13 protein-coding genes, 1 tRNA gene and 2 pseudogenes are annotated in these 20,061 nt (G+C 48.3%); 10 read left to right on the top strand and 6 right to left on the bottom strand.

Annotation, left to right across the window (positions count from 1 at the left end; genetic code table 11):
• Positions 1–146: 146 nt before the first annotated feature.
• The 8 genes and pseudogenes from KMZ15_RS05810 to KMZ15_RS05775 all read left to right on the top strand — a co-directional run bounded on the left by KMZ15_RS05810 (position 147) and on the right by KMZ15_RS05775 (position 10,686).
• Positions 147–1,832: a CTP synthase gene (locus KMZ15_RS05810; protein WP_223691556.1), complete on the top strand. Its 1,686-nt coding sequence runs from the start codon at positions 147–149 to the stop codon at positions 1,830–1,832.
• Entirely contained in the window at positions 1,829–2,683 is an 855-nt protein-coding gene (gene kdsA, locus KMZ15_RS05805) for a 3-deoxy-8-phosphooctulonate synthase (protein ID WP_223691554.1), read from the top strand. The genes KMZ15_RS05810 and kdsA overlap by 4 nt, the downstream gene beginning before the upstream one ends.
• Before the next feature lie 50 nt (positions 2,684–2,733).
• Positions 2,734–4,017 (top strand): phosphopyruvate hydratase, encoded by a 1,284-nt coding sequence (eno, locus tag KMZ15_RS05800; protein ID WP_223691552.1) that lies wholly within the window; start codon positions 2,734–2,736, stop codon positions 4,015–4,017.
• Between the two features lie 112 nt (positions 4,018–4,129).
• A pseudogene (gene ftsB, locus KMZ15_RS05795) lies at positions 4,130–4,399 on the top strand (cell division protein FtsB); the annotation flags it as partial.
• A gap of 317 nt (positions 4,400–4,716) precedes the next feature.
• Positions 4,717–5,445 (top strand): annotated as a pseudogene (locus tag KMZ15_RS05790) (GNAT family N-acetyltransferase); the annotation flags it as partial.
• Positions 5,446–5,569: 124 nt separating this feature from the next.
• Positions 5,570–5,645 (top strand) — tRNA-His (locus KMZ15_RS05785).
• A 442-nt stretch (positions 5,646–6,087) separates the two neighbouring features.
• Positions 6,088–10,359 carry an NACHT domain-containing protein gene (locus KMZ15_RS05780; protein ID WP_258134738.1) on the top strand — a complete coding sequence of 1,424 codons (4,272 nt, stop codon included), beginning with the start codon at positions 6,088–6,090 and terminating at the stop codon, positions 10,357–10,359.
• Positions 10,360–10,527: 168 nt separating this feature from the next.
• On the top strand, positions 10,528–10,686 hold the full coding sequence (locus KMZ15_RS05775) for a helix-turn-helix domain-containing protein (RefSeq protein ID WP_223691534.1): 159 nt from the start codon (positions 10,528–10,530) through the stop codon (positions 10,684–10,686).
• A 448-nt stretch (positions 10,687–11,134) separates the two neighbouring features.
• On the opposite strand, the gene KMZ15_RS05770 is transcribed toward KMZ15_RS05775, so the two are convergent.
• The gene (locus KMZ15_RS05770; RefSeq protein WP_223691532.1) at positions 11,135–11,881 is read right to left on the bottom strand and encodes a hypothetical protein; all 747 of its coding nucleotides are present in this window, start codon (positions 11,879–11,881) and stop codon (positions 11,135–11,137) included.
• A 691-nt stretch (positions 11,882–12,572) separates the two neighbouring features.
• On the bottom strand, positions 12,573–13,538 hold the full coding sequence (locus tag KMZ15_RS05765; protein WP_223691530.1) for an IS481 family transposase: 966 nt from the start codon (positions 13,536–13,538) through the stop codon (positions 12,573–12,575).
• Between the two features lie 62 nt (positions 13,539–13,600).
• On the opposite strand from KMZ15_RS05765, the gene KMZ15_RS05760 reads away from it, so the two are divergent.
• Positions 13,601–14,542: a WD40 repeat domain-containing protein gene (locus KMZ15_RS05760; protein ID WP_223691528.1), complete on the top strand. Its 942-nt coding sequence runs from the start codon at positions 13,601–13,603 to the stop codon at positions 14,540–14,542.
• A 304-nt stretch (positions 14,543–14,846) separates the two neighbouring features.
• Here KMZ15_RS05760 and KMZ15_RS05755 read toward each other — a convergent pair whose 3' ends face one another.
• From KMZ15_RS05755 to KMZ15_RS05745, 3 genes are read right to left on the bottom strand one after another with little or no spacing between them, the layout of a single operon-like run.
• Positions 14,847–15,503 carry a DUF799 domain-containing protein gene (locus KMZ15_RS05755; protein WP_223694731.1) on the bottom strand — a complete coding sequence of 219 codons (657 nt, stop codon included), beginning with the start codon at positions 15,501–15,503 and terminating at the stop codon, positions 14,847–14,849.
• Positions 15,503–15,871, bottom strand: a complete 369-nt coding sequence (locus KMZ15_RS05750) for a DUF4810 domain-containing protein (RefSeq protein ID WP_223691526.1) — start codon at positions 15,869–15,871, stop codon at positions 15,503–15,505. The genes KMZ15_RS05755 and KMZ15_RS05750 overlap by 1 nt, the downstream gene beginning before the upstream one ends.
• 38 nt (positions 15,872–15,909) lie before the next feature.
• On the bottom strand, positions 15,910–16,578 hold the full coding sequence (locus KMZ15_RS05745; protein ID WP_223694729.1) for a CsgG/HfaB family protein: 669 nt from the start codon (positions 16,576–16,578) through the stop codon (positions 15,910–15,912).
• Between the two features lie 799 nt (positions 16,579–17,377).
• Here KMZ15_RS05745 and KMZ15_RS05740 point away from each other — a divergent pair.
• Positions 17,378–17,923: an antimicrobial peptide resistance and lipid A acylation PagP gene (locus KMZ15_RS05740; RefSeq protein ID WP_223691523.1), complete on the top strand. Its 546-nt coding sequence runs from the start codon at positions 17,378–17,380 to the stop codon at positions 17,921–17,923.
• Positions 17,924–18,216: 293 nt separating this feature from the next.
• Here KMZ15_RS05740 and KMZ15_RS05735 read toward each other — a convergent pair whose 3' ends face one another.
• Positions 18,217–19,656, bottom strand: coding sequence for an MFS transporter (locus tag KMZ15_RS05735; RefSeq protein WP_223691520.1), 1,440 nt, complete (start codon positions 19,654–19,656; stop codon positions 18,217–18,219).
• Positions 19,657–20,061 lie beyond the last annotated feature (405 nt).

The raw sequence follows: 20,061 nt of genomic DNA, 5'->3' as shown, positions 1-20,061 counted from the left end.
ACGCTAATGCCAGCTTAGCCAAAACACTTGATCGATGGGCCGGGATTGGATTGATCTAAATGCGATAAAACGAAAGATTTGCAAAGAGCCTAAAACATCAGCGCTTGTGCACGGTATAATTCGGCTTTCCTGCGAGCAATTTAGCAATGACTCAATACGTTTTTGTCACCGGTGGTGTCGTCTCTTCTCTTGGTAAAGGCATTGCCGCCGCTTCACTGGCTGCGATTCTTGAATCGCGCGGCCTTAAAGTAACGCTGCTCAAGCTTGACCCGTATATTAATGTTGATCCTGGCACAATGAGCCCGTTTCAGCACGGTGAAGTCTTTGTGACCGAAGATGGCGCAGAGACGGATCTTGATCTTGGCCATTATGAGCGCTTTATTAGCACTAAAATGCGTAAGGCCAACAACTTTACGACTGGGCAGATTTATGAATCTGTGATTCGTAAAGAGCGCCGTGGTGAATATCTTGGCAAGACCGTGCAAGTGATTCCGCATATCACTAACGAAATTCAAACTTTTATCGAGCGTGGTGCGCAAGAGGCAACCTGTGGGCAGCCTGATGTCGCGATTGTTGAAATCGGCGGCACGGTGGGCGATATTGAATCGCTTCCTTTTCTTGAGGCGGCGCGGCAGATGAGCTTGCGCTTGGGCCGTCACCAGGCCTGTTTCGTGCATTTGACTTTAGTCCCTTATTTGGCCGCTGCTGGTGAACTGAAAACTAAGCCGACTCAACATAGCGTGCAAAAGTTGCGTGAAATTGGCATTTTGCCGCACGCATTGCTGTGCCGTGCACAGAGTCCAATTCCAAATGATGAGCGCGCTAAAATTTCGCTGTTTACGAATGTGCCGCAAGAGGCTGTGATTTCAGTCTGGAATGTCGATAATATCTACAGAATTCCGCAAATGCTGCATGATCAGGGCCTTGACGAAATTATCTGTAATGAACTTGAATTATCGCCTGCGCCGGCTGATCTGTCGGTTTGGGCTAAATTGGTTGAAGCCCTTGAGCGCCCGCAACATTGCGTCACCATTGGGATGGTGGGCAAATATGTTGAGTTGACTGAATCGTATAAATCTTTAATCGAATCACTTAAGCACGCATCAATTCACACCTCGACCAAGGTCGAGATTGAGTATATCGATTCCGAGTTGATTGAAAGAGACGGTCCGAGCAGCCTTGCGCATTTAGACGCAATTTTAGTGCCAGGTGGCTTCGGCCGGCGGGGTACTGAAGGCAAAATCACGGCCATTCAATATGCGCGCGAAGCAAAAATCCCATATCTGGGCATTTGTCTCGGCATGCAATTGGCTGTCATCGAATTCGCCCGCCATGTTGCCGGGCTGAGCCAGGCAAATAGCACTGAGTTTGATCCCGCAACGCCGCACCCAGTAGTGGCGCTGATTACTGAGTGGCAAGAGGGCGATGGCCGCATCGAAAAGCGTAGCGAGGACTCCGACCTGGGCGGCACGATGCGCTTAGGCGCTCAGCGTTGCCCAGTTAAACCCGATACCCACGCCGAAGCAATCTATGGCGCCTATGTGAGCGAGCGGCACCGTCATCGTTATGAGGTCAACAACCATTTTGTGCCAAAACTCGAAGCGCAGGGAATGTCAATCAGCGCCCGCACGCCGACTGAAAACCTGCCTGAGATGATGGAGTTGCATAGCGATTTGCATCCCTGGTTTGTTGGCGTGCAATTCCACCCTGAATTTACTTCAACGCCGCGTGATGGTCATCCGCTTTTTAAAGCTTTTGTGCTAGCCGCTCTGCATTATCAGCACGGGCGTATAAAAACTCAGATTGCCTCAGTTGCTAAGGATTGTTTATGAAGCTTTGCAATATCGAGGTTGGGCTTCAGCAGCCGTTTTTTCTGATTGCGGGTACCTGTGTCATTGAATCCGAGCAACTCACGCTCGATACGGCTGGCATGCTAAAAGAAATCTGTGCTGCCTTGGCTATTCCGTTCATTTATAAAGGCTCATACGATAAGGCTAACCGCAGCTCAGGCCAGTCATTTCGTGGGCTAGGGATGGACGCGGGGCTGAAGATTCTAGCTGAAGTAAAGCGCCAGATTGGCGTGCCAGTATTGACAGACGTGCACGCCGAGCATGAAGTGCCATTGGCTGCCGAAGTCGTCGATGTTCTGCAAACGCCAGCTTTTCTATGCCGCCAAACAGATTTTATTCAGGCTTGCGCGCGTTCAGGTAAGCCCGTGAATATTAAAAAGGGCCAGTTCCTAGCGCCCCATGATATGCAACACGTCATCAGTAAAGCACGCGCTGCGGCGCGCGAGGCCGGGCTTGATGAGGACCGGTTTATGGCATGTGAACGAGGGGTGTCATTTGGTTACAACAACCTCGTTTCCGATATGCGCGCACTGGCGATTATGCGTGAGACGGGCGCGCCAGTCGTCTTTGATGCCACGCATTCAGTGCAGCTGCCAGGCGGGCAGGGCGCCTCTTCAGGCGGCGAGCGTCAATTTATTCCAGTGCTGGCACGCGCTGCAGTGGCAACGGGTATTGCTGGGCTTTTCATGGAAACTCATCCAGACCCATCAAAAGCAAAATCGGATGGCCCCAATGCGGTGCCACTCAAACAAATGCGCGCGTTGCTTGAAACCCTAAGCGCATTAGATACTGCTGTAAAACGGGTGCCGTTGCTGGAAGATGATTTTCATTAAACCTGCTGAAAGCATTAAAATTTTTAATCTGATTATTTTTTGAGGAAATCATGAGTGCCATCGTTGATATTATCGGCCGCGAAATACTTGATTCCCGGGGCAACCCTACGGTCGAATGCGATGTATTGCTTGAATCAGGCACCATGGGTCGCGCCGCCGTGCCATCAGGTGCATCGACTGGCTCGCGTGAAGCCATTGAGCTGCGTGATGGTGAGTCTGGCCGCTACCTTGGTAAGGGGGTACTCAAAGCGGTCGAGCATATTAATACTGAGATTTGTGAAGCGGTTATCGGCCTTGATGCCTGTGAACAAGCCTTTTTAGATAAAATTTTGCTTGAGCTCGACGGCACTGACAACAAATCACGGCTTGGCGCTAACGCATTGCTTGCGGTATCAATGGCGGTAGCCAAGGCCGCGGCTGAAGAAGCGGGTTTGCCGCTGTATCGTTATTTTGGTGGCTCAGCAGCCATGCAAATGCCGGTGCCGATGATGAATATTATCAATGGTGGCGCCCATGCGAACAATCGCCTTGATATTCAAGAATTTATGATTGTACCGGTGAGCCAGCCGAGCTTTCGTGAAGCGCTGCGCTGCGGCACCGAAGTGTTCCACGCGCTCAAAAACATTCTAGTTAAGCGTGGCATGAGCACAGCCGTTGGCGATGAAGGCGGTTTTGCACCGGATTTTGCTAGCAACGATGAATGCCTATCGACGATCTTGCAAGCAATCGAAGCCGCCGGCTATCGGGCAGGCGAAGATGTGTTGTTAGCGCTTGATTGTGCGGCGAGCGAATTTTATCGGGATGACCGATATCAACTCGCAGGCGAAGGACTGCAACTGCGCGCCAGTGAATTTACCGATTACTTGGGTGCGCTGGCTGACAAATTCCCTATCGTATCCATCGAAGACGGCATGGCTGAAAATGACTGGGATGGTTGGAAGCTATTGACTGATAAGCTGGGCAAAAAAATCCAATTGGTGGGCGATGATCTGTTCGTAACCAACACGCGTATCTTAAAAGAAGGGATTGATCGTGGCATTGCCAATTCAATTTTGATCAAAATTAATCAGATTGGCACACTGACTGAAACCTTTGCCGCGATTGAAATGGCCAAGCGTGCGGCTTACACGGCTGTGGTGTCGCATCGTTCGGGCGAGACGGAAGATGTGACGATTGCCGATATCGCGGTGGGTCTCAATGCCGGGCAGATCAAAACGGGATCGCTGTCGCGCAGTGATCGAGTTGCAAAATACAATCAACTATTGCGAATTGAAGAAGATTTAGGCGAGGTCGCCAGCTATAGTGGTCGCGCAGCATTCTATAATCTGCGGTAATGGGTCACTGCAGAGCGGATAGTTTCATCTTCCCGCCTGTTTTACCCCGCGCATCGCAACCTGTAGTGTGTAAGCGCCAAACTGTGGCGCACTGGCTTATTCTTGTTATACGATGCGGCTTGTCACAATTGTATTGACCATTTTACTGGTCCTGATCCAGTATCCGCTATGGTGGGGCCATGGCGGCTGGTTGCATGTGCATGAGCTTAAACAGCAGCTTGAGCGCCAGCAACAAAAGAATGTCGGGCTAAAATTACGCAATGAGCAGCTAGCAGGAGAGGTACGCGATCTGCAAAACGGAGTGGCAGCCGTTGAAGAGCGCGCACGCTATGAACTAGGGATGGTCAAAGAAGGGGAAATTTTTGTGAGGGTGGCGCCTGATCCGCCGCCTCGCATCAAGCAGGAGAAAGCGCAGCCAAGCCCCAACAGGCCCACCAATAGCCGTACTCTGCCCAGTCGGTAAAAAGGCCAAGCTGGGCAAAATGAAAAGATGAAATCTCTTTTGTTGTTAGTTTGCAACAATTGCATAAAGAGCAACCTAGAAGCAATGTATCTAGCTGCTTTATAGTGTGGTGACCAGAGCATTTGCAAGAATGAGATACTGATTACATGGAACGAATGCTAAACCGGGTGCAATGGCCGGCCCCTGATATCACATCCTGCGTGAGGACGTGCAAGAAAACAGAACCATTGCTGGTGAGCTGGGCTCGCGATGAAGCAGAGGTGCAAGCCGCACAACGTTTGCGCTATCGTGTATTTGCCGAAGAAATGGGTGCTTGCATTGGTGGCGCGCTGGGTCTTGACTGCGACGAATTCGATGCACACTGTGATCATCTGCTCGTGCGTGATCCACAAACGCTCGAAATCGTAGGCACTTACCGCGTATTACCGCCACACCGGGCCATGCGCCTCGGACGCCTATACGCACAAGGCGAATTTAACATTGAGCAATTGGCGCCTTTACGCGAGAAAATGGTCGAAGTGGGCCGCTCTTGCGTGCATCGCGATTACCGCCGCGGCATGGTCATTATGTCGCTATGGACAGGTTTGGCTGACTATATGCAGCGGCATGGTTATGAAACAATGCTCGGTTGTGCGAGTGTCTCAGTGGCTGACGGCGGTCATTTTGCGGCTAATCTATACCGGACGTTACAAGCGGAATCGATGACGGCAAGTCAATATCGCGCCTTTCCGCGCGTCGCTTTGCCAGTTGACTCGCTGCAAACGGGGACAAACGTTACGCTGCCGCCGTTGATCAAGGGGTATCTACGCCTTGGCGCAAAAATTTGCGGCGCGCCTGCGTTTGATTCAGCTTTCAATACAGCTGACTTCCTGACATTATTCAAACTCTCGGAAATTAATCCGCGTTATGCCAAGCACTTTCTGGCTGCTGAGCAGCATAGCGATTGCTTTGAAATAGCCAGGTGAGAGTGAGGTTTATGCGTTGGCTAAGAAGATTGTTAAATAGTACTAGCGCAAGAGCCCTGGGCTTTGTATAATTCACCTTTTTCAGCGAGCTGTTTCTTGGCTGGCTGATATGTCTTTCTCAGTGGTGGCCGTAGCTCAGTTGGTAGAGTCCTGGATTGTGATTCCAGTTGTCGCGGGTTCGAGCCCCGTCGGTCACCCCACCACATAAGGCTTTGCGGGGTTCTTGAATCCAAACTTTACAACGGATTTAGTAACTTTACAACAAACGCCTATTTTGTAGCCGTTCAAATCTTCAAAAACTAAGCGCCAAAAAAGCATTCAAAATGGCTGGATGAATGTACAGTAAAAGGCCTTTTCACTCTAAAAATTTGAAGGGGTGATGCAAAGATGGGCATGCCGCACTCCGAATCCGAATAAAAATCAATTAAAACAACAGATTATGGATTTTTGCTTCGTCCCAATGGCGAATTATGGGTTTTTAGCCTTTATTGCGACTAATTGAGTGTTTATTTTTGAAGTAAACTCGCACACGAAACCATCTTCGACGGAATAGCATTTAGAACAAGGTGGTCAAGACAAGGGTTGTAGAACCATAAGTCCTAAAACGATTGCTTTAGAACCGAATAACAAAAAGGAGTGTGGATGATGTTGGGTAACCCTGTTTCTCAAGCCCTGATAGGTAAACAATTTCAGGTGCAGGCGCAAAGCTATTTGGAACAAGCTCGTCTACAGAAGACGATGCAGCATTTTGAAGTAGCGTTAGCTTTGTATGACCAAGCAAAAGTGACTTTTAAACATGCCGGAGATGCATACCAACTTGCTCCTCCGTTATCGGAGATGAAAAGCGCTTTGAGCCAAGCACGTACGCCTCAGACACGCGAAGAAGATGCATTACGGCAGCGCATAGGCGAGGTTTATTTTGAGCGCGCGGAGCTCTTGGTGAAATTAGGAAAATTGGAAAAAGCGCAGGCGAGTTACAAAAAAGCGCAAGCGTGGGGTTACGAAGGGATCAAGTCAGTTCCTAAAGTGTCAACTAAGTCGTTACCTGCGGGCGCAGTGCCTACTTTGATACTGGCGGCGACTTCTACTTCAATGCATCGGCTGTCGCCTGTCATGTCGGTCCAAGAAAAAAGCGAGTTGGTGGATTATCTGTTTGAAAAAGCACTGTTGACGCTTAACTCCTTAGAGGTGTCGAATAAACCGAGCCTGTTTCTGGTGTATGCGCATGACAATAAAGACCATGGAGAGGCGAAGGCCTCGACATCCAAATATTTAATCAATAAGTTATCTAAAATCCGAGGGGTGACGCTTTATTCGGACCAAACGCCGATAGGACAAGCGTATTCAAGCGTGGTTGAAAATCTGGAAGCGGATGGGAAGCTAGAAGATATCTTAACCAATCAGCTGTGCTTGCTGCCTGCTCAGTTGCGAGCGGATGTTGAGCCGGTGGATAAGGTGATCGTATGTTGTTCAGATGTGTTAGGAAGCTACCTAAAAGGGCAGTCCTATAAAGAGTTTTGTGATGAGCTTAAAAAAGCTTATGACGAAGACCGAGACGCCTACCTCAAAGACGATAAGCAAAAGGGTACTCCAGCTTTACGTGAGGTTGTCAGAAAATTTTCGCAGGAGGAAAAGTATAAGTCGGAGTTCCATCATGTGTTGACGGAAATGGCGTTTTTGGAAATACGAGCAGCGCATCTGAAAGGTCACCACGGCATAATCCCGGTTTCATTGACCCCCGATAGCTATGACTACTGTCTGAAGGATTTTATTGAATCGACGACGGTTCGTATGGAGGATCCTCTGCGCTTTGATTTGCAAGCCAAGAAGGGAGAAGAAGTCTATCTGAACCAAGGTCCGCATGGAGTGCTATTTAAGGTGCTCGAGCGGCTGTTGGTGGGTAGCGATGAGGCTAAAACGTTTCTGAACAAATTTTGGGATGGGCACAGCAGGTTTATTTCGAGCTTAAAGAGAGATTCAAAGTTTGGCAAGCTAGAGTTTGCGAAGCTCTTAGACGGCATTTTCGATGGCATATGGACAGCGCTGCATAGCCAGCTTGCGTCCACGGTGCAACAGCAGCATCACCAGCTGCGGTTGCTGAATGCAGACCCCCGAGCCGCGCTGAAAGAGCAGTATTTTGCTGCGCTGAAGGAAGATGAGGTATTTAATGAAACGCTACAGCTGTATGTTGAACCGCAAGGTAAAGCGAGTCTGCAAGGAGCTGCTACAGGCCTGTTAGCGCAAGTCGAAGGGTTGCTCAAAGATAAACGGGTGATTTTGTTGAAGGGAGATTCTGGGTCGGGGAAAACGACGTTTAGCCGAGTTCTAGAAAAGCACTTATGGGAGACTAGAAAAGAAGCGGCTGATGCGATTCCGTTGTTTATATCACTGGCGAGTATCGATAAGCCAGAACACGATCTGATTGGTAAAGCACTAAAGAAAAGAGGGTTGTCAGAATATCAGGTAGAGAAGTTAAAGAAAAAGGAGAAATTTGTATTTATTTTGGATGGTTATGATGAGATACGTCAGACGCGAAATCTGTATCTGAGTAATGAGATCAACCGTTCTGGGAACTGGCAGGGGCAAATGTTAATCAGTTGCGGCAGCGAGTATCTTGGGGGTGAGTATGGAAAACGTTTTCAACCGAAACTGCGTCTTAAGGGCGAGGACGAGTTATTTCAAGAATTGGAGATTACGGAGTTTTCAGAATCAGATCGGGCTCAATATTTAGAAAAATATGTGGAGCGCAACGCAATGGGCTGGACAGCGCAACAGTATCAGTTCGCTCTTAAACAAGATCATTTAAAAGAGCTGGTGAGCACGCCGTTTTTACTGCGAGTGGTGCTGGAAGCTTTGCCGTACCTGGAAAATGAAGAGAAAGAGCGAAGTGCCGTGCAATTACGTCTGGATCTGTATGACCAGTTCTTTAGGCAGTGGTTTGATCGGAACCAACAGTGGTTAAGCACGCAAAATTTAACAGGAGCAAAAAGAGAGCTGTTTAGAGAGCTGAGCGACGAAGGATTTGCCGAACACGGGCTGGGATTTGTGAAAGAGTTAGGAGTGCATCTGTATACAAAGAATGTGGGCAATCCGGTAGTAGAGTATTCGTCGCTAAAAGACGAAGGGAGTTGGAAAGAAGTATTTTTTGGTCGTGAAGAGAAGAAGCAACTATTGCGAGAAACGTGGCCGTTGATACGAAGTGGAACGCAATATCGTTTTATTCATAAATCGCTGTTGGAATATTGCGTGGTGCGGAGGTTGTTTGATTCGTTCGATGCCTGCACGGAGGTAGAAAGCCGTTCGCGTCGAGGCAGCGATGCATCAGTCTATAGTTTTGAAATTGAAGCAGCAGTGCCGCGTCGAAAGCTTGTAGAGTTATCGTTATGGCCGAAGCACTGGGTAGGTGATAAGGGAGTAGTGGGTTTGTTGACCGATCGTGCAAATCAAGAGGCTGCATTTAAGGAGCAGTTGTTAAAGGTAGTGGAGCGGTCGAAAACGGATGGTGAGTTGCGGCAAGCGGCGTCGAACGCGATCACGATTTTAGTTAAAGCGGGTTTTTCGTTTAAGAAGTGGGATTTAAATGGAATACAGATACCTGGAGCGGATCTGAGTGAAGGAGAGTTTGAAGGAGCACAGTTTGAGGGATCGGATTTAAGGAAGGTGAATTTACGCAATACAAATATAAAGCATGGTGATGCGAATTTAAGTGGTGCGAAGATGTCAGGAGTGGAGTATGTAGATTGGTCGTATGTTGAAGAGGAGAGAGAGGAGAGTTTGAGTGATTCCTCATCGGATGATCAATCCTACGAGGATGATCTTGAGAGTGACGCAGCCAGAGTAAATGATATTTCGAATTGGACAACACTCTACACTTTACAAGGACACACCTCCACTGTTAGGAGTGTGGTGTATTCGCCGAGCGGAACGCAGATCGCCTCGGGCAGTTTAGACCGTACGGTGCGGCTGTGGGACGCGGAAAGCGGAGCCCTTGAGCACACCTTAGAAGGACATACCTCAGGTGTTAATAGCGTTGTGTATTCGCCGAGCGGTTTGCAGATCGCCTCGGGCAGTTTTGACAATACGGTACGTCTGTGGGAGGCGGAAAGCGGAGTCCTTGAGCACACCTTAGAAGGACATACCTCCACTGTTTATAGCGTTGTGTATTCGCCGAGCGGAAAGCAGCTCGCCTCTGGCAGTGATGACAATACGGTTCGGCTGTGGGACGCGCACAGCGGAGCCCTTGAGCACACCTTAGAAGGACATACCGACGAGGTTATTAGCGTGGTGTATTCGCCGAGCGGGTTGCAGATCGCCTCGGGCAGTAGGGACAATACGGTGCGGCTGTGGGACGCGGAAAGCGGAGCCCTTGGACACACCTTAGAAGGACATACCTTCTATGTTAGTAGCGTGGTGTATTCGCCGAGCGGAACGCAAATCGCCTCGGGCAGTTGGGACAATACGGTGCGGCTGTGGGACGCGGAAAGCGGAGCTCTTGGACACACCTTAGAAGGACATACCTACTCTGTTAGTAGTGTGGTGTATTCGCCGAGCGGAACGCAGATCGCCTCGTGCAGTGGTGACAAGACGGTGCGGCTGTGGGACGCGCACAGCGGAGCCCTTGGGCACACCTTACGCGGACATACCTCTGTTGTTAATAGCGTGGTGTATTCGCCGAGCGGTTTGCAGCTCGCCTCTGGGAGTGATGACAAGACGGTACGTCTGTGGGACGCGCACAGCGGAGCCCTTGTGCACACCTTAGAAGGACATACTCACTGGGTTATTAGCGTGATGTATTCACCGAGCGGGTTGCAGATCGCATCGGACAGTTATGACAATACGGTGCGGCTGTGGGAGGCGCAAAGGGTGTCCGCCGCGGAGACAGCTGAGCATGTCATGGAAAGAGAGCGGCGGTAAAGAATAGCCCTCTAGAAAATAGCAATGGAAAAGCGAGTTTGGTAAAAGGGACAGAGAGTAGAGTGTAGGGTAGTTATAGAAAAAAGGAAGTAGAAAAGTATTTTAGAGAGAAGAGTGATGTTGACTTCTTTTCGCGGACACTTTTAAACTACCTAAAAGGAGTCTGTAATGAATCAGTCTAGAGCACCGTATCCAGCGGCCTTTCGTCAACAAATAATAGAGTTAGTGCAAGCGGGCAAGAGCGCTAAGGAGCTATCCAAAGAGTTCGGATGCTGCACTAAGACAATCCGAGGGTGTCAGGAATTTTGTGTGAAAGAAGTCATATGATAATGAAGTTACTAAAAAAGAAAACATATGACGAAGATAGACAAAGGGATATTAGATAAATTTCTAGAGGGAGTTGATTTGTCCAATCCGCAATCGACATTCACAGAAAGCGGGTTCAGCTGGCTCGGCTGTAACCAAGCGTAGGAGCCTGTCAAGTTTTTAGGTCTCTGTTCAAAGCTTGATGAAAGCCTTTTATTAAGAAGCCCAGATAGCTAATAGCAAGCGAGCCTCAACCCGCTCAAAATGGCGAGTATTGTTTGTTACTAACAGCGCTCCAGCTGCCAAAAAATGAGCTGCAATCGTCTCATTTATTTCCCCGATGCCTGAAAATTGGATAGAACAAATTATTGATAAAGATGGGACTGCGACAATTTTTAGTAGTTATAGGCAAAGGGAAAGTCCTTCACTAGGGCTTTCCATGAAATAATATTGACTATTATAGATATTCCTATTTTTCTCTTGGGATAATATTTAAAGAATAAAGTTTCATTCCAACTTTTTTATATTCTTCATATTTCTCATCATAAGGAGCTTTTGGTAGATTAATCCAAATAGTATTATTATCTTCATCCTCTGTTTTAAATGAAACACTAGCATAATCTCTAGTGTAATCTTTTCCCCAACCCTCTTGAACTAATTGAAATTCTTCTTTATGCCGTTTTTCTTCAAGCTTTCCGATATGAACTTCAAAAATTCCATTTTCTATGCCATCAGAACCAAAACTGGGAATATGACCTTTGATGTCAAGAGTAAACTCTTTAGGGAAATTTGGCTTGAATTCAATCATCACTTCTGCTTCACCCGCAATCCCAGGACCGCTAGACCTCTTAAAGCCGTGCGTACGATAAATTAAGCTGCGCGTAGATGTATCTGAAAAAATAAAAAGAATTTGATCTTTTACTTGTAAATCTGAAATTGTATTTGAAGCTTTATTTGATTTTCCAGAGAGTTCTTTGATGGATGTTTCTAAATCTAAGATTTTTTGGTCTTTTTGTTCAATTTTTTGATTTTGGTCTTTAATAAAATTTTCTATTTGGAAGAGTCGCCGCGTCAGCTCCTCAATTTTTCCATTTAGTTGATCGTTTACAATCGAAAGAGCATTATTAGTTACTGTGGCAGTACTATCTACTGCCTGATGATAAGTATTTTGAGCAGGTACAGTTCTGGAAATACTAGAAAGGTCTATGTGTGTCATGCTAACCTCCATGTCTATTAGGCTATGTTGCTAATTGTGGGAAGCACGTCAATAACAAGCGAGGGACTTGTAGCGTGTTTCCCTACTATAGGAAGGTAAAGCGCATTAAGCAATAATTTTTTAGCTTTCCAATGAGCCAAGAAGAGGGAGGCTGACTAAAATCCTAGCAGGTAAGGCAGAGTAAATTCTGGCCACTAGTGTGTCACGAATGCGTAGAGGCGCGAGCCTCGGTCGCAATGCTGTATCGAAGATGAGGGTAGGCCCCTCGGAATCGGCGTACAGGCGCAGGTTCCAAACTACCTTGAGCTGCATCGGTAAAGAGCCGTTGTAGTGAGCGTCAAGGAAAAGGCGCAAAAATTATGCGTCAGGTGAGTTCTCAGAAGACGAGTGTAAACGAATCATCGTTGAGGTGTCGAAAGGATTAGATGTCGTCGAAACTGGTGACTAATGTGTCGAGTAAGAGCGAAGCATTGCTGCTTCGCCCTCCTCTGAGAACCGTGCGTGCAGATCACCCTGCACACGGCTCAAGCCATTCTTCAGCACCATGGCGTGGTACCGGGTAGCGCTACGGAATTAGTTTTGGTTTGGCGTCGTTTAAAGTGTGCGATTTACATACATCGTTTCACTTTTCTGCAAACCATTTTTAATGTTTTTTAGGGTAAAAATGAGTGAGATGATTAGTTCAGTAGGGTTATTGCAAATCCATAGCAGCGATAGCTAAATCGACTTTCCAATTGCTATAACGGATGCGTTCTTTGCGTAAGTCATAAGCAGAAGTAATGTCTTCAGAAAGCGGGATCTGTGCGCCTACTTCTGCAAGCTTGCCAACGGGAGTCTTTCCAGAAAGAGAGCCGTGTGGGCGTCGCCAATTGTATTCAAACTGCCATTCTTCAATACGCTGATCAATGCCTTGTTCTTTATGTGAATAGCGTGACCAAAACTCAATTTTATCGGTGAGTTGAGAACGCTCGACTTTGCCATTGAGATGGGGTGAACGAGGTGGAATTGGACGAAATTTAATGCAATTGCTCATCAAATATCTTTGTACGCTTTCAGCGAAAAATTCGGTTCCACGATCCGTTTGAATCCGTTGAATCGGAAAGGGCATTTCTTCTATCACGCGATCAAGGAAAAGCAAGGTGTGGCGGGCATCGCGGCGTGGATGAACTGCCAACACGCGAAATCGCGAACAGTCATCCACCGCCGTATATTGATACACCCCTGGTGCGACTTTCATGGTGTCTATTTGTACGCGTTCACCTGGAATGAGAAGACTATATCGCTTAGACGGAATTGACCGTTTGGGTTTGACCAGCGGATTGACTTTTGCCGCGACCAAAACTTTATGAATGGTCCGCAGTGACAATTCTTTTTGTTCATATAGACGAAGTTCATTTTGTATGCGGCGTGCGCCCTTATTCTCACCACGCATACGCAAAATATTGTCCTGGTCAGTCTGCGTGACCTTGCGATTAGGGCTGTGGTGTGGACGGCGGCTCATTGAATCCAGGCCCACTTCGCCCTCTTGTTGATAGCGTTTAACCCACTTGCGTAATGTCGGCCGGGAGATGCCACAACGTCGACATACCACGCCTGCATCTCCCAGCTCTTCGTATAGTTTGACCCATTTAAGTCGACAGCGTATTTGTGCGTTCATCCGCCTATTTTAATTGAAACGATGTATGTAAATCGCACACCTCGGGGAGTTGGGACAAGACCGTGCGTCTGTGGGACGCGGCAAGCGGTGCGCTGCGCCACACCTTACAAGGACATGACTCTTTTGTTAATAGCGTAGCGTATTCGCCGAGCGGCGATCAGATCGCCGTGGGGAGTGATGACCATACCATTCGACTGTGGGAAGTGGTAAGCGGCGTGTTGCGCCACACCTTACAAGGACATGAAGATGCGGTTAGTAGCGTAGCGTATTCGCCGAGCGGCGCTCAGATCGCCTCGGGGAGTTCTGACTATACCGTTCGTCTGTGGGAAGCGGCAAGCGGTGCGTTGCGCCACACCTTACAAGGACATGACGATTATGTTAGGAGCGTGGCGTATTCGCCGACCGGCGATCAGATTGCCTCGGGGAGTGATGACAAGACCGTGCGTCTGTGGGACGCGGCAAGCGGCATGCTGCGCCACACCTTACAAGGACATGACTCTGAGGTTAGGAGCGTAGCGTATTCGCCGAGCGGCGATCAGATTGCCTCGGGGAGTGATGACAAGACCGTTCGTTTGTGGGACGCGGCAAGCGGCGCGCTGCGCCACACCTTACAAGGACATGACTCTGAGGTTAATAGCGTAGCGTATTCGCCGAGCGGCGATCAGATCGCCTCGGGGAGTAAGGACGAGACCGTTCGTCTGTGGGCAGTCGCCTCGGGTCAGTGTCAGGCGGTGATTGAAGGTTTTAGCGGGAGAATCTACAGTATTGCCTGGCAACGGTCCGTCGGCGGCAACGATCTGGTGACGGGCAGTGAGGATGAGTTCGTTCGGCAGTGGCAGGTGATCGGCGAGGGTGATGAAGTTCAGGTGCGGCTACGCTGGATGTCACCGCATGCCGAACTGACCATGAAGGGTACATTTATAGAAGGCGTAGAAGGCTTAAGCGAGGTGAATCGGACACTGTTGAAGCAAAGGGGGGCAGTGGGAGAGCCGTTATCGCTGTGAGGTAGGCAAGAAAATCCTGAGCGAATCCTCGGTGATGTCGAAATCGAGGCGCTGGTATGAAAAAGTGGAGTTTGGCTAAAGCCACTGACCTTGCCCCCGAGAAAAGAATCCCTTACTGAAGGTTTAAAATTCAGTAAGGGAGAAAAAATTGTTAAAAATTAAGCCGGCACGCTACACGCTGGCAGCATAATCCGTTCGGCTAAGGGATACGCTAAACGGGGGCAAGGTTACTCTCTGAGGAGGAAAAGCTTGCTGAGTTGTTTGTTTAAAAGAAAATTTGACTATTGTTATACTTCGCAGAGCGTCAATCCGTGCCGTAGCTGGGCGAACGCGGGCCGTAGAGGATGCCGCCTGGTTGCGCCGATAACAGACGAAAGCTTGTCGTTCCGGCAATCCCATAGCTCCGGTCGGTTGAACTGTGGATGATCTGCTTGACCACCGCTGTCAGCAGCATACTAACCAGGCCGCCGCTGTTATTGTTGCCTTCGTTGCTCGACGCGCTGGCTTGGCCGGTCCACAACGTCTGGCCGCTCCTGAGGTCCACCAGCCTGGCATTGGCCGCCACGGTGCTGACACTGTCGAACACCATATATTTGGTGCCGTACTGCGTGATAGTGATGTACAGAGCAGCATCAGCGCTGAAGATATCTCTGAGCTTGGCGACCGGCACGCCGTGGATATCGCTGGCAACGGTCAGGCCATTTTGCTGGAAGGTCTCGTTCACTAGTGTGACCGGCAGAACATAGTAGCCCGCCTCGGCTAGCGGCACAGTCACCTGCGACAGCATGCCGTAGGTTGCGCCCACTTCCAGCGATTTGTTGAGCGGCGGTAACACCACGATCGAGCGCGGCTTGCTGGCCTTGAAGGCCGAATAGTCGACGTTCTTGGTTGGCGCTGCACAACCCGCCATCAACATAACCAGGCCAGCGGCGGTAAACAGTTTCAGGAAGCGCTGGGTCATCATTGGGTCCCCTTTTTGACGTTCTTCATCAGGAAGTCGATATAGGCTGCCGACTCTGGAAACAGCGCCTTCTCGGTTTGGAATTCCTGGACCATCTGGTCATCCTTGCCCAAGCTTGAATACAGAAGGCCCAGGTGGGCGTGGTAGCCTGGTGGTACCGCACCATTGGTTGACTTGATCTTCTCCAGGCCGCGTTCGAGTTCAGCAATCTGCTTTTCCTTCGATGCGCCCTTGAAGTATTCGTAAACCTGCGGCTGGTAGCCCTCCCACTGATATAGCGGCTTGCTCGGCGCGGCACAACCGGCCAGCAGCGCGCCTCCCATGATGGCAGCAGTGGTCGCTCGCCATATCGTAAACGTCTTGCTCATGACTGTGGTTATCCTTTTTGATGTTCTGTTGTTTTGTCTCATTGCGCGCCTGGCTTCCACGCACCGCTTTCAATACTATTGACCAGGTTCGTCACGGCTTCTCGCATGGCCAGGTCCAGCACCTTGCCGTTGAGCGTTGAGTCATAGCTGGCGGTGCCGCCAAAACCGATCACTTCACGGTTTGACAGCTTGTATTCGCCTGCTCCGCCAGCCGAGAACACCACTTCAGACGTGGAGATGTTAACCACATTCAGACTGACTTTCGCATAGGCGACCTGCTCCATGCCGCGTCCTAGGATGCCGAACAACTGGCGGTCGCCGGTTTCCTTGCGACCGAATTCAGTCACGTCGCCGGTGATCACGTAATCCGCGCCCTTGAGCTTCTGCGCCGCGTTCTTGATGGTGGCCTCCTGCTTGATCTCGGCCAGGTTGTCGCGATCGAGCACGTTGAAGCGGTTGGTCTGCTGCAGGTGCGTAATCAAGATGGTCTTGGCCTGGCCGCCAAGGCGATCCACACCGTCCGAGAACACGCCGCGCATGTAGGCTGATCGATTGTCGAACTTGCCCACCGCGATGGGTGCGCGGATACCCGCGTAGGGACGGCTTGCACTTTCCACTTTCTGCACTGGCAGCACCTGCGACGTTTCGGTCGCGCAGCCACCCAGCATGACGACAAGCAGGGCTGTACCGACAGTTATGCCTGCCATCGCCCTAGAAGGTGCTTTCATAATATGCCTCGTGAGCGAAAAATTTGTTTGCTTTTCAATTTTCATAGGATCAGTTCTTATTGGATGTGAATAATCATATACTAGCGAGACATTGATGCAACTAATGCGTAAAAATACCTAATAATGAGTAAGTCGTCAATAGTTGACGCCAATAAAAAAGGTTTAAGCGGTCATTTGTTATTGATAAAGTTATTTGACAAAAAAGTAGGGGAAAGATTCAATTCTTGAATGCCTTATAGGATAATCTCCCCATTTTTAATAGTTTTTAAAAGTAGAAAGTTAAGCAGCAAGAGCTCATTTTTGTTTTGCGGTGATGCCTCCAGTGGCGATATTGGTGGTGTAAGCGCAACGATGTGACCTTGCCGGCAAGCAGCGGATACAGAGATCGCGCAGGCCATTAGCACTGCTGCGCTTACACCGGTCATAGCCGCGGCAAATGCTGGGCTGGAAACCCAGTTCGGCGAGAGAGGCAACACGCTATCTGGTGGCGGCTTGTTGACGAAAAATGGCATCTATGCGAGTCTCTGGCATAAGCAAGTTGGGTCTCATGTTATGAACTCGCCTCAAGTCAGCGCTGCTTTTTAAGTATCTTTTGGGAGATACGTGTCCAGTTTGCAAAGCAAGTCAGCAATACTTCGAATGGGTCTCTATTTCAACTTACCAGAAAGGAGAGAGGTATTTCAGAAAATATTTTTTTATCGTAGCTCTAAGGCATAGCTGACAATTGATTTTAATATAGTGTTGTTTCAGAACTTAATATGTAATCCATACTTATCCTATGAAAATTCAGAAAATTTTTTGTTTTATAACAACCGCCATCGTATTTCAGTTAACCGCCGTTGCTAACGAGCATGCCGATGTTAGCGGTGCGCAGACAGCCTCTATCAGCCAGCATGTCGTCAGACCTTATCAAGAGGGAGGTTGGGATATTTACCTAACGGGTTATGCTTGGCATGCAGGTGCTACGTTTAGCGGAAAAAAATTGAACTCTAAAGCGTATGGAGGCGGCGTTGGCAAGCACTGGGTTGACGCCAATGGACGTGAAGATTTTTTGTATGTTTTGGCGTTTGCTGATTCATATAAGCATCTTCAGCCGATTGTTGGCTATGCACGTCAATGGTTCACTAAACCAATTGGTCCGATTTCGTTAGGTGGAGGTTTTACCGTGGGGTTGACGGGACGGGAAGATATACTTCATTACCTACCTTTGCCAGTGCTATTGCCGATAGGTTCAGTACGTTTTAAGAAGTTTTCGCTGATGAGTACAGTGGTCCCACGCAAAAAAGGAGCGTTGGGGTTGGTTTGGATGCGCTATCAACTCTAAGAGCCTGTTTACCCTGTTCTTGTCGAAGTTGTTTTAACTGCATTTGCAGGAAAGTAATGCTATTTTCGAGGGACTCCTGAACACACTTATGGGTGGGGATTGCGTTGCATTTTTCTTGCCGATTACGTTCACGCATCAAGTCTTCAGAAATGGCTTCCTGACGGGCTAGCAAAGCTTTAAGAGCTCTCGCTTCTGGAGTAGGTGGGCCCCTAAGCATCAGGCTTGCATAGCAGCCCAAAACGCGCTATCAACAAACTGTCCATAAGTTTTTTTAAACTAAAATAACACTGGGGTCAGTCGCAATGATTTGCATGAGATTGGTAGCCAGAAATCTCATCGCCAGCGTCCGTGGCAATGTGCAGAATTATAAAAATGTTCATCATGGCAGGAATTGCAACAAGAATGAACGCAATTTGAAAATTGGTAATGTCGGCAGAGAAAACTCCGCGAACAACTTCAATGCTTCGTAACACCAACGCTGTAAAAGCGACCCCAGCTGCTACTGCGAGCTGCTTCGAAACACTTGCTACGGTTGTCGCCCGACTTACTGCTGACTGTGGCATATCAGCATAAGACATGCTATCCAACGCCGTGTATTGCAAGCACTTGCTAAACCCAGCTACAAATAACATCGCAATCATTACAATATGTGGGGTCGTCGGCAAAAATAATGCAAGCATTCCAATACAGATACCTCCGATAATCGCATTTATACTGAGTACCCGACGAAAACCGAGGCGACGTAATATTTTATGAATAAAAAAATTAGCGACTAAAAATCCTGCCGCACTAGCGAAAGTTACGGCTCCCGATTGTAGGGGAGTAAAACCAAACTCCACTTGAAGCATCATTGGTAAAAGGAAGAAAAAAGCGCCAGCGCCTACAGTACGGCTTATAAAGCCACAAATTACACCTATCCGGTAAGTTTTGATAGCAAAAATCTTCAAGTCTAGTGCGGGGGCCACCGTTTTTCGTGTATGCCAAAAATAAACGAGCATAAAAACAGCGCCAGACACTGTTAGTGTAGCTACTATATACAGAGGCAATGATTGGTCCCCAATAGCCGAAAATCCATATACTATTGCCGCCAAGCCAAAGCCGGAAAGAAGAAAACCAATTAAATCGAAAGGTGGAGGTTCATCACGAAATTTAGGGATATACTTCATGCCAATCGCGATAGTAGTAACCCCTATGGGTACGTTAATCCAGAATAACCAACTCCAATGAATATAGGTGGTCAAAAAACCTCCAATCATTGGGCCAGCAGTAACTCCGATTGTGGCAGGAATCGTTATGTATGAGAAAGCTCGTAAGAACTCGCTCTTAGCCATTGAGCGAACCAGTATTAATCGTCCAACAGGCATGACCATTCCACTGCCAATTCCTTGCAGACCACGAGCAACTACGAAAATATAAAAATTTGGAGCACTGGCACAGGCAATTGAGGCCAGTATGAAAATAGTAATCGCGATACAGAAAATATTGCGCGCTCCAAAGCGATCAGCACACCAGCCACTAATCGGAATGGAAATAGCCACGGCCAAAAAATATGAAACAAAAACCAACTTTAACTGTGTCATGTCGGCATGAAGGCTTGCGGCAATAGCAGGTAGAGCAGTCGGGAGCATGCCTGCGTCAATGCCCTCCATTAGAAGAACGGTAGCAATAATGCACTGAAGAATAAAAAGGGGGCGGTTGGTTAGCGGCTGTATTAGCGAATTAGCTTTGTTCATTTTTTTCTTAATTTAAAAATTTCCGCTTGTATTAATAATAAATTATCTCGATAAAAATACCTAATTGGTCCTGAATAAATAATTTTGCGAACTATTTGATCTAGAACTCAAACCAATAGCAAAGGTAGAGCAGGATAAAGCGGATAAAAGCAAGACGTAAAAAAGCCGAATCTTTGGACCCATTCTTGCCTCACCACAAATTGCAGGGTTTATTTTCTTAATATGCCATTTATTTGCAATTTATGCCCTCCTATCTCGACGAGAAACCTTTACCACAAAAGGGAGGTTGCCATTCCATCTATTCAAGAGCCGAACTCCACTCCTCATCGAAGAAGTACGTTGCTAAGAGTCCCGAAGGGCGGCTACGTTTGGCCACATCGAACAATGCTAGGTTGCCAATAACGA

The sequence above is a fragment of the Mycoavidus sp. HKI genome (assembly GCF_020023735.2).
In the GTDB taxonomy this organism is placed as follows: Bacteria; Pseudomonadota; Gammaproteobacteria; order Burkholderiales; family Burkholderiaceae; genus Mycoavidus.
The sequence above is the reverse complement of the archived record's forward strand: the minus strand, read 5'-3'. Positions and strand labels throughout refer to the sequence as shown.

What these genes read in the sequence shown, in the direction of transcription:
- KMZ15_RS05775 (WP_223691534.1), top strand. Translation starts at nt 10,528, where the DNA reads ATGAATCAGTCTAGAGCACCGTATCCAGCGGCCTTTCGTCAACAAATA.
- KMZ15_RS05810 (WP_223691556.1), top strand. Translation starts at nt 147, where the DNA reads ATGACTCAATACGTTTTTGTCACCGGTGGTGTCGTCTCTTCTCTTGGT.
- KMZ15_RS05780 (WP_258134738.1), top strand. Translation starts at nt 6,088, where the DNA reads ATGATGTTGGGTAACCCTGTTTCTCAAGCCCTGATAGGTAAACAATTT.
- kdsA (WP_223691554.1), top strand. Translation starts at nt 1,829, where the DNA reads ATGAAGCTTTGCAATATCGAGGTTGGGCTTCAGCAGCCGTTTTTTCTG.
- KMZ15_RS05750 (WP_223691526.1), bottom strand. Translation starts at nt 15,871, where the DNA reads ATGAGCAAGACGTTTACGATATGGCGAGCGACCACTGCTGCCATCATG.
- KMZ15_RS05770 (WP_223691532.1), bottom strand. Translation starts at nt 11,881, where the DNA reads ATGACACACATAGACCTTTCTAGTATTTCCAGAACTGTACCTGCTCAA.
- KMZ15_RS05745 (WP_223694729.1), bottom strand. Translation starts at nt 16,578, where the DNA reads ATGGCAGGCATAACTGTCGGTACAGCCCTGCTTGTCGTCATGCTGGGT.
- eno (WP_223691552.1), top strand. Translation starts at nt 2,734, where the DNA reads ATGAGTGCCATCGTTGATATTATCGGCCGCGAAATACTTGATTCCCGG.
- KMZ15_RS05755 (WP_223694731.1), bottom strand. Translation starts at nt 15,503, where the DNA reads ATGACCCAGCGCTTCCTGAAACTGTTTACCGCCGCTGGCCTGGTTATG.
- KMZ15_RS05740 (WP_223691523.1), top strand. Translation starts at nt 17,378, where the DNA reads ATGAAAATTCAGAAAATTTTTTGTTTTATAACAACCGCCATCGTATTT.
- KMZ15_RS05765 (WP_223691530.1), bottom strand. Translation starts at nt 13,538, where the DNA reads ATGAACGCACAAATACGCTGTCGACTTAAATGGGTCAAACTATACGAA.
- KMZ15_RS05735 (WP_223691520.1), bottom strand. Translation starts at nt 19,656, where the DNA reads ATGAACAAAGCTAATTCGCTAATACAGCCGCTAACCAACCGCCCCCTT.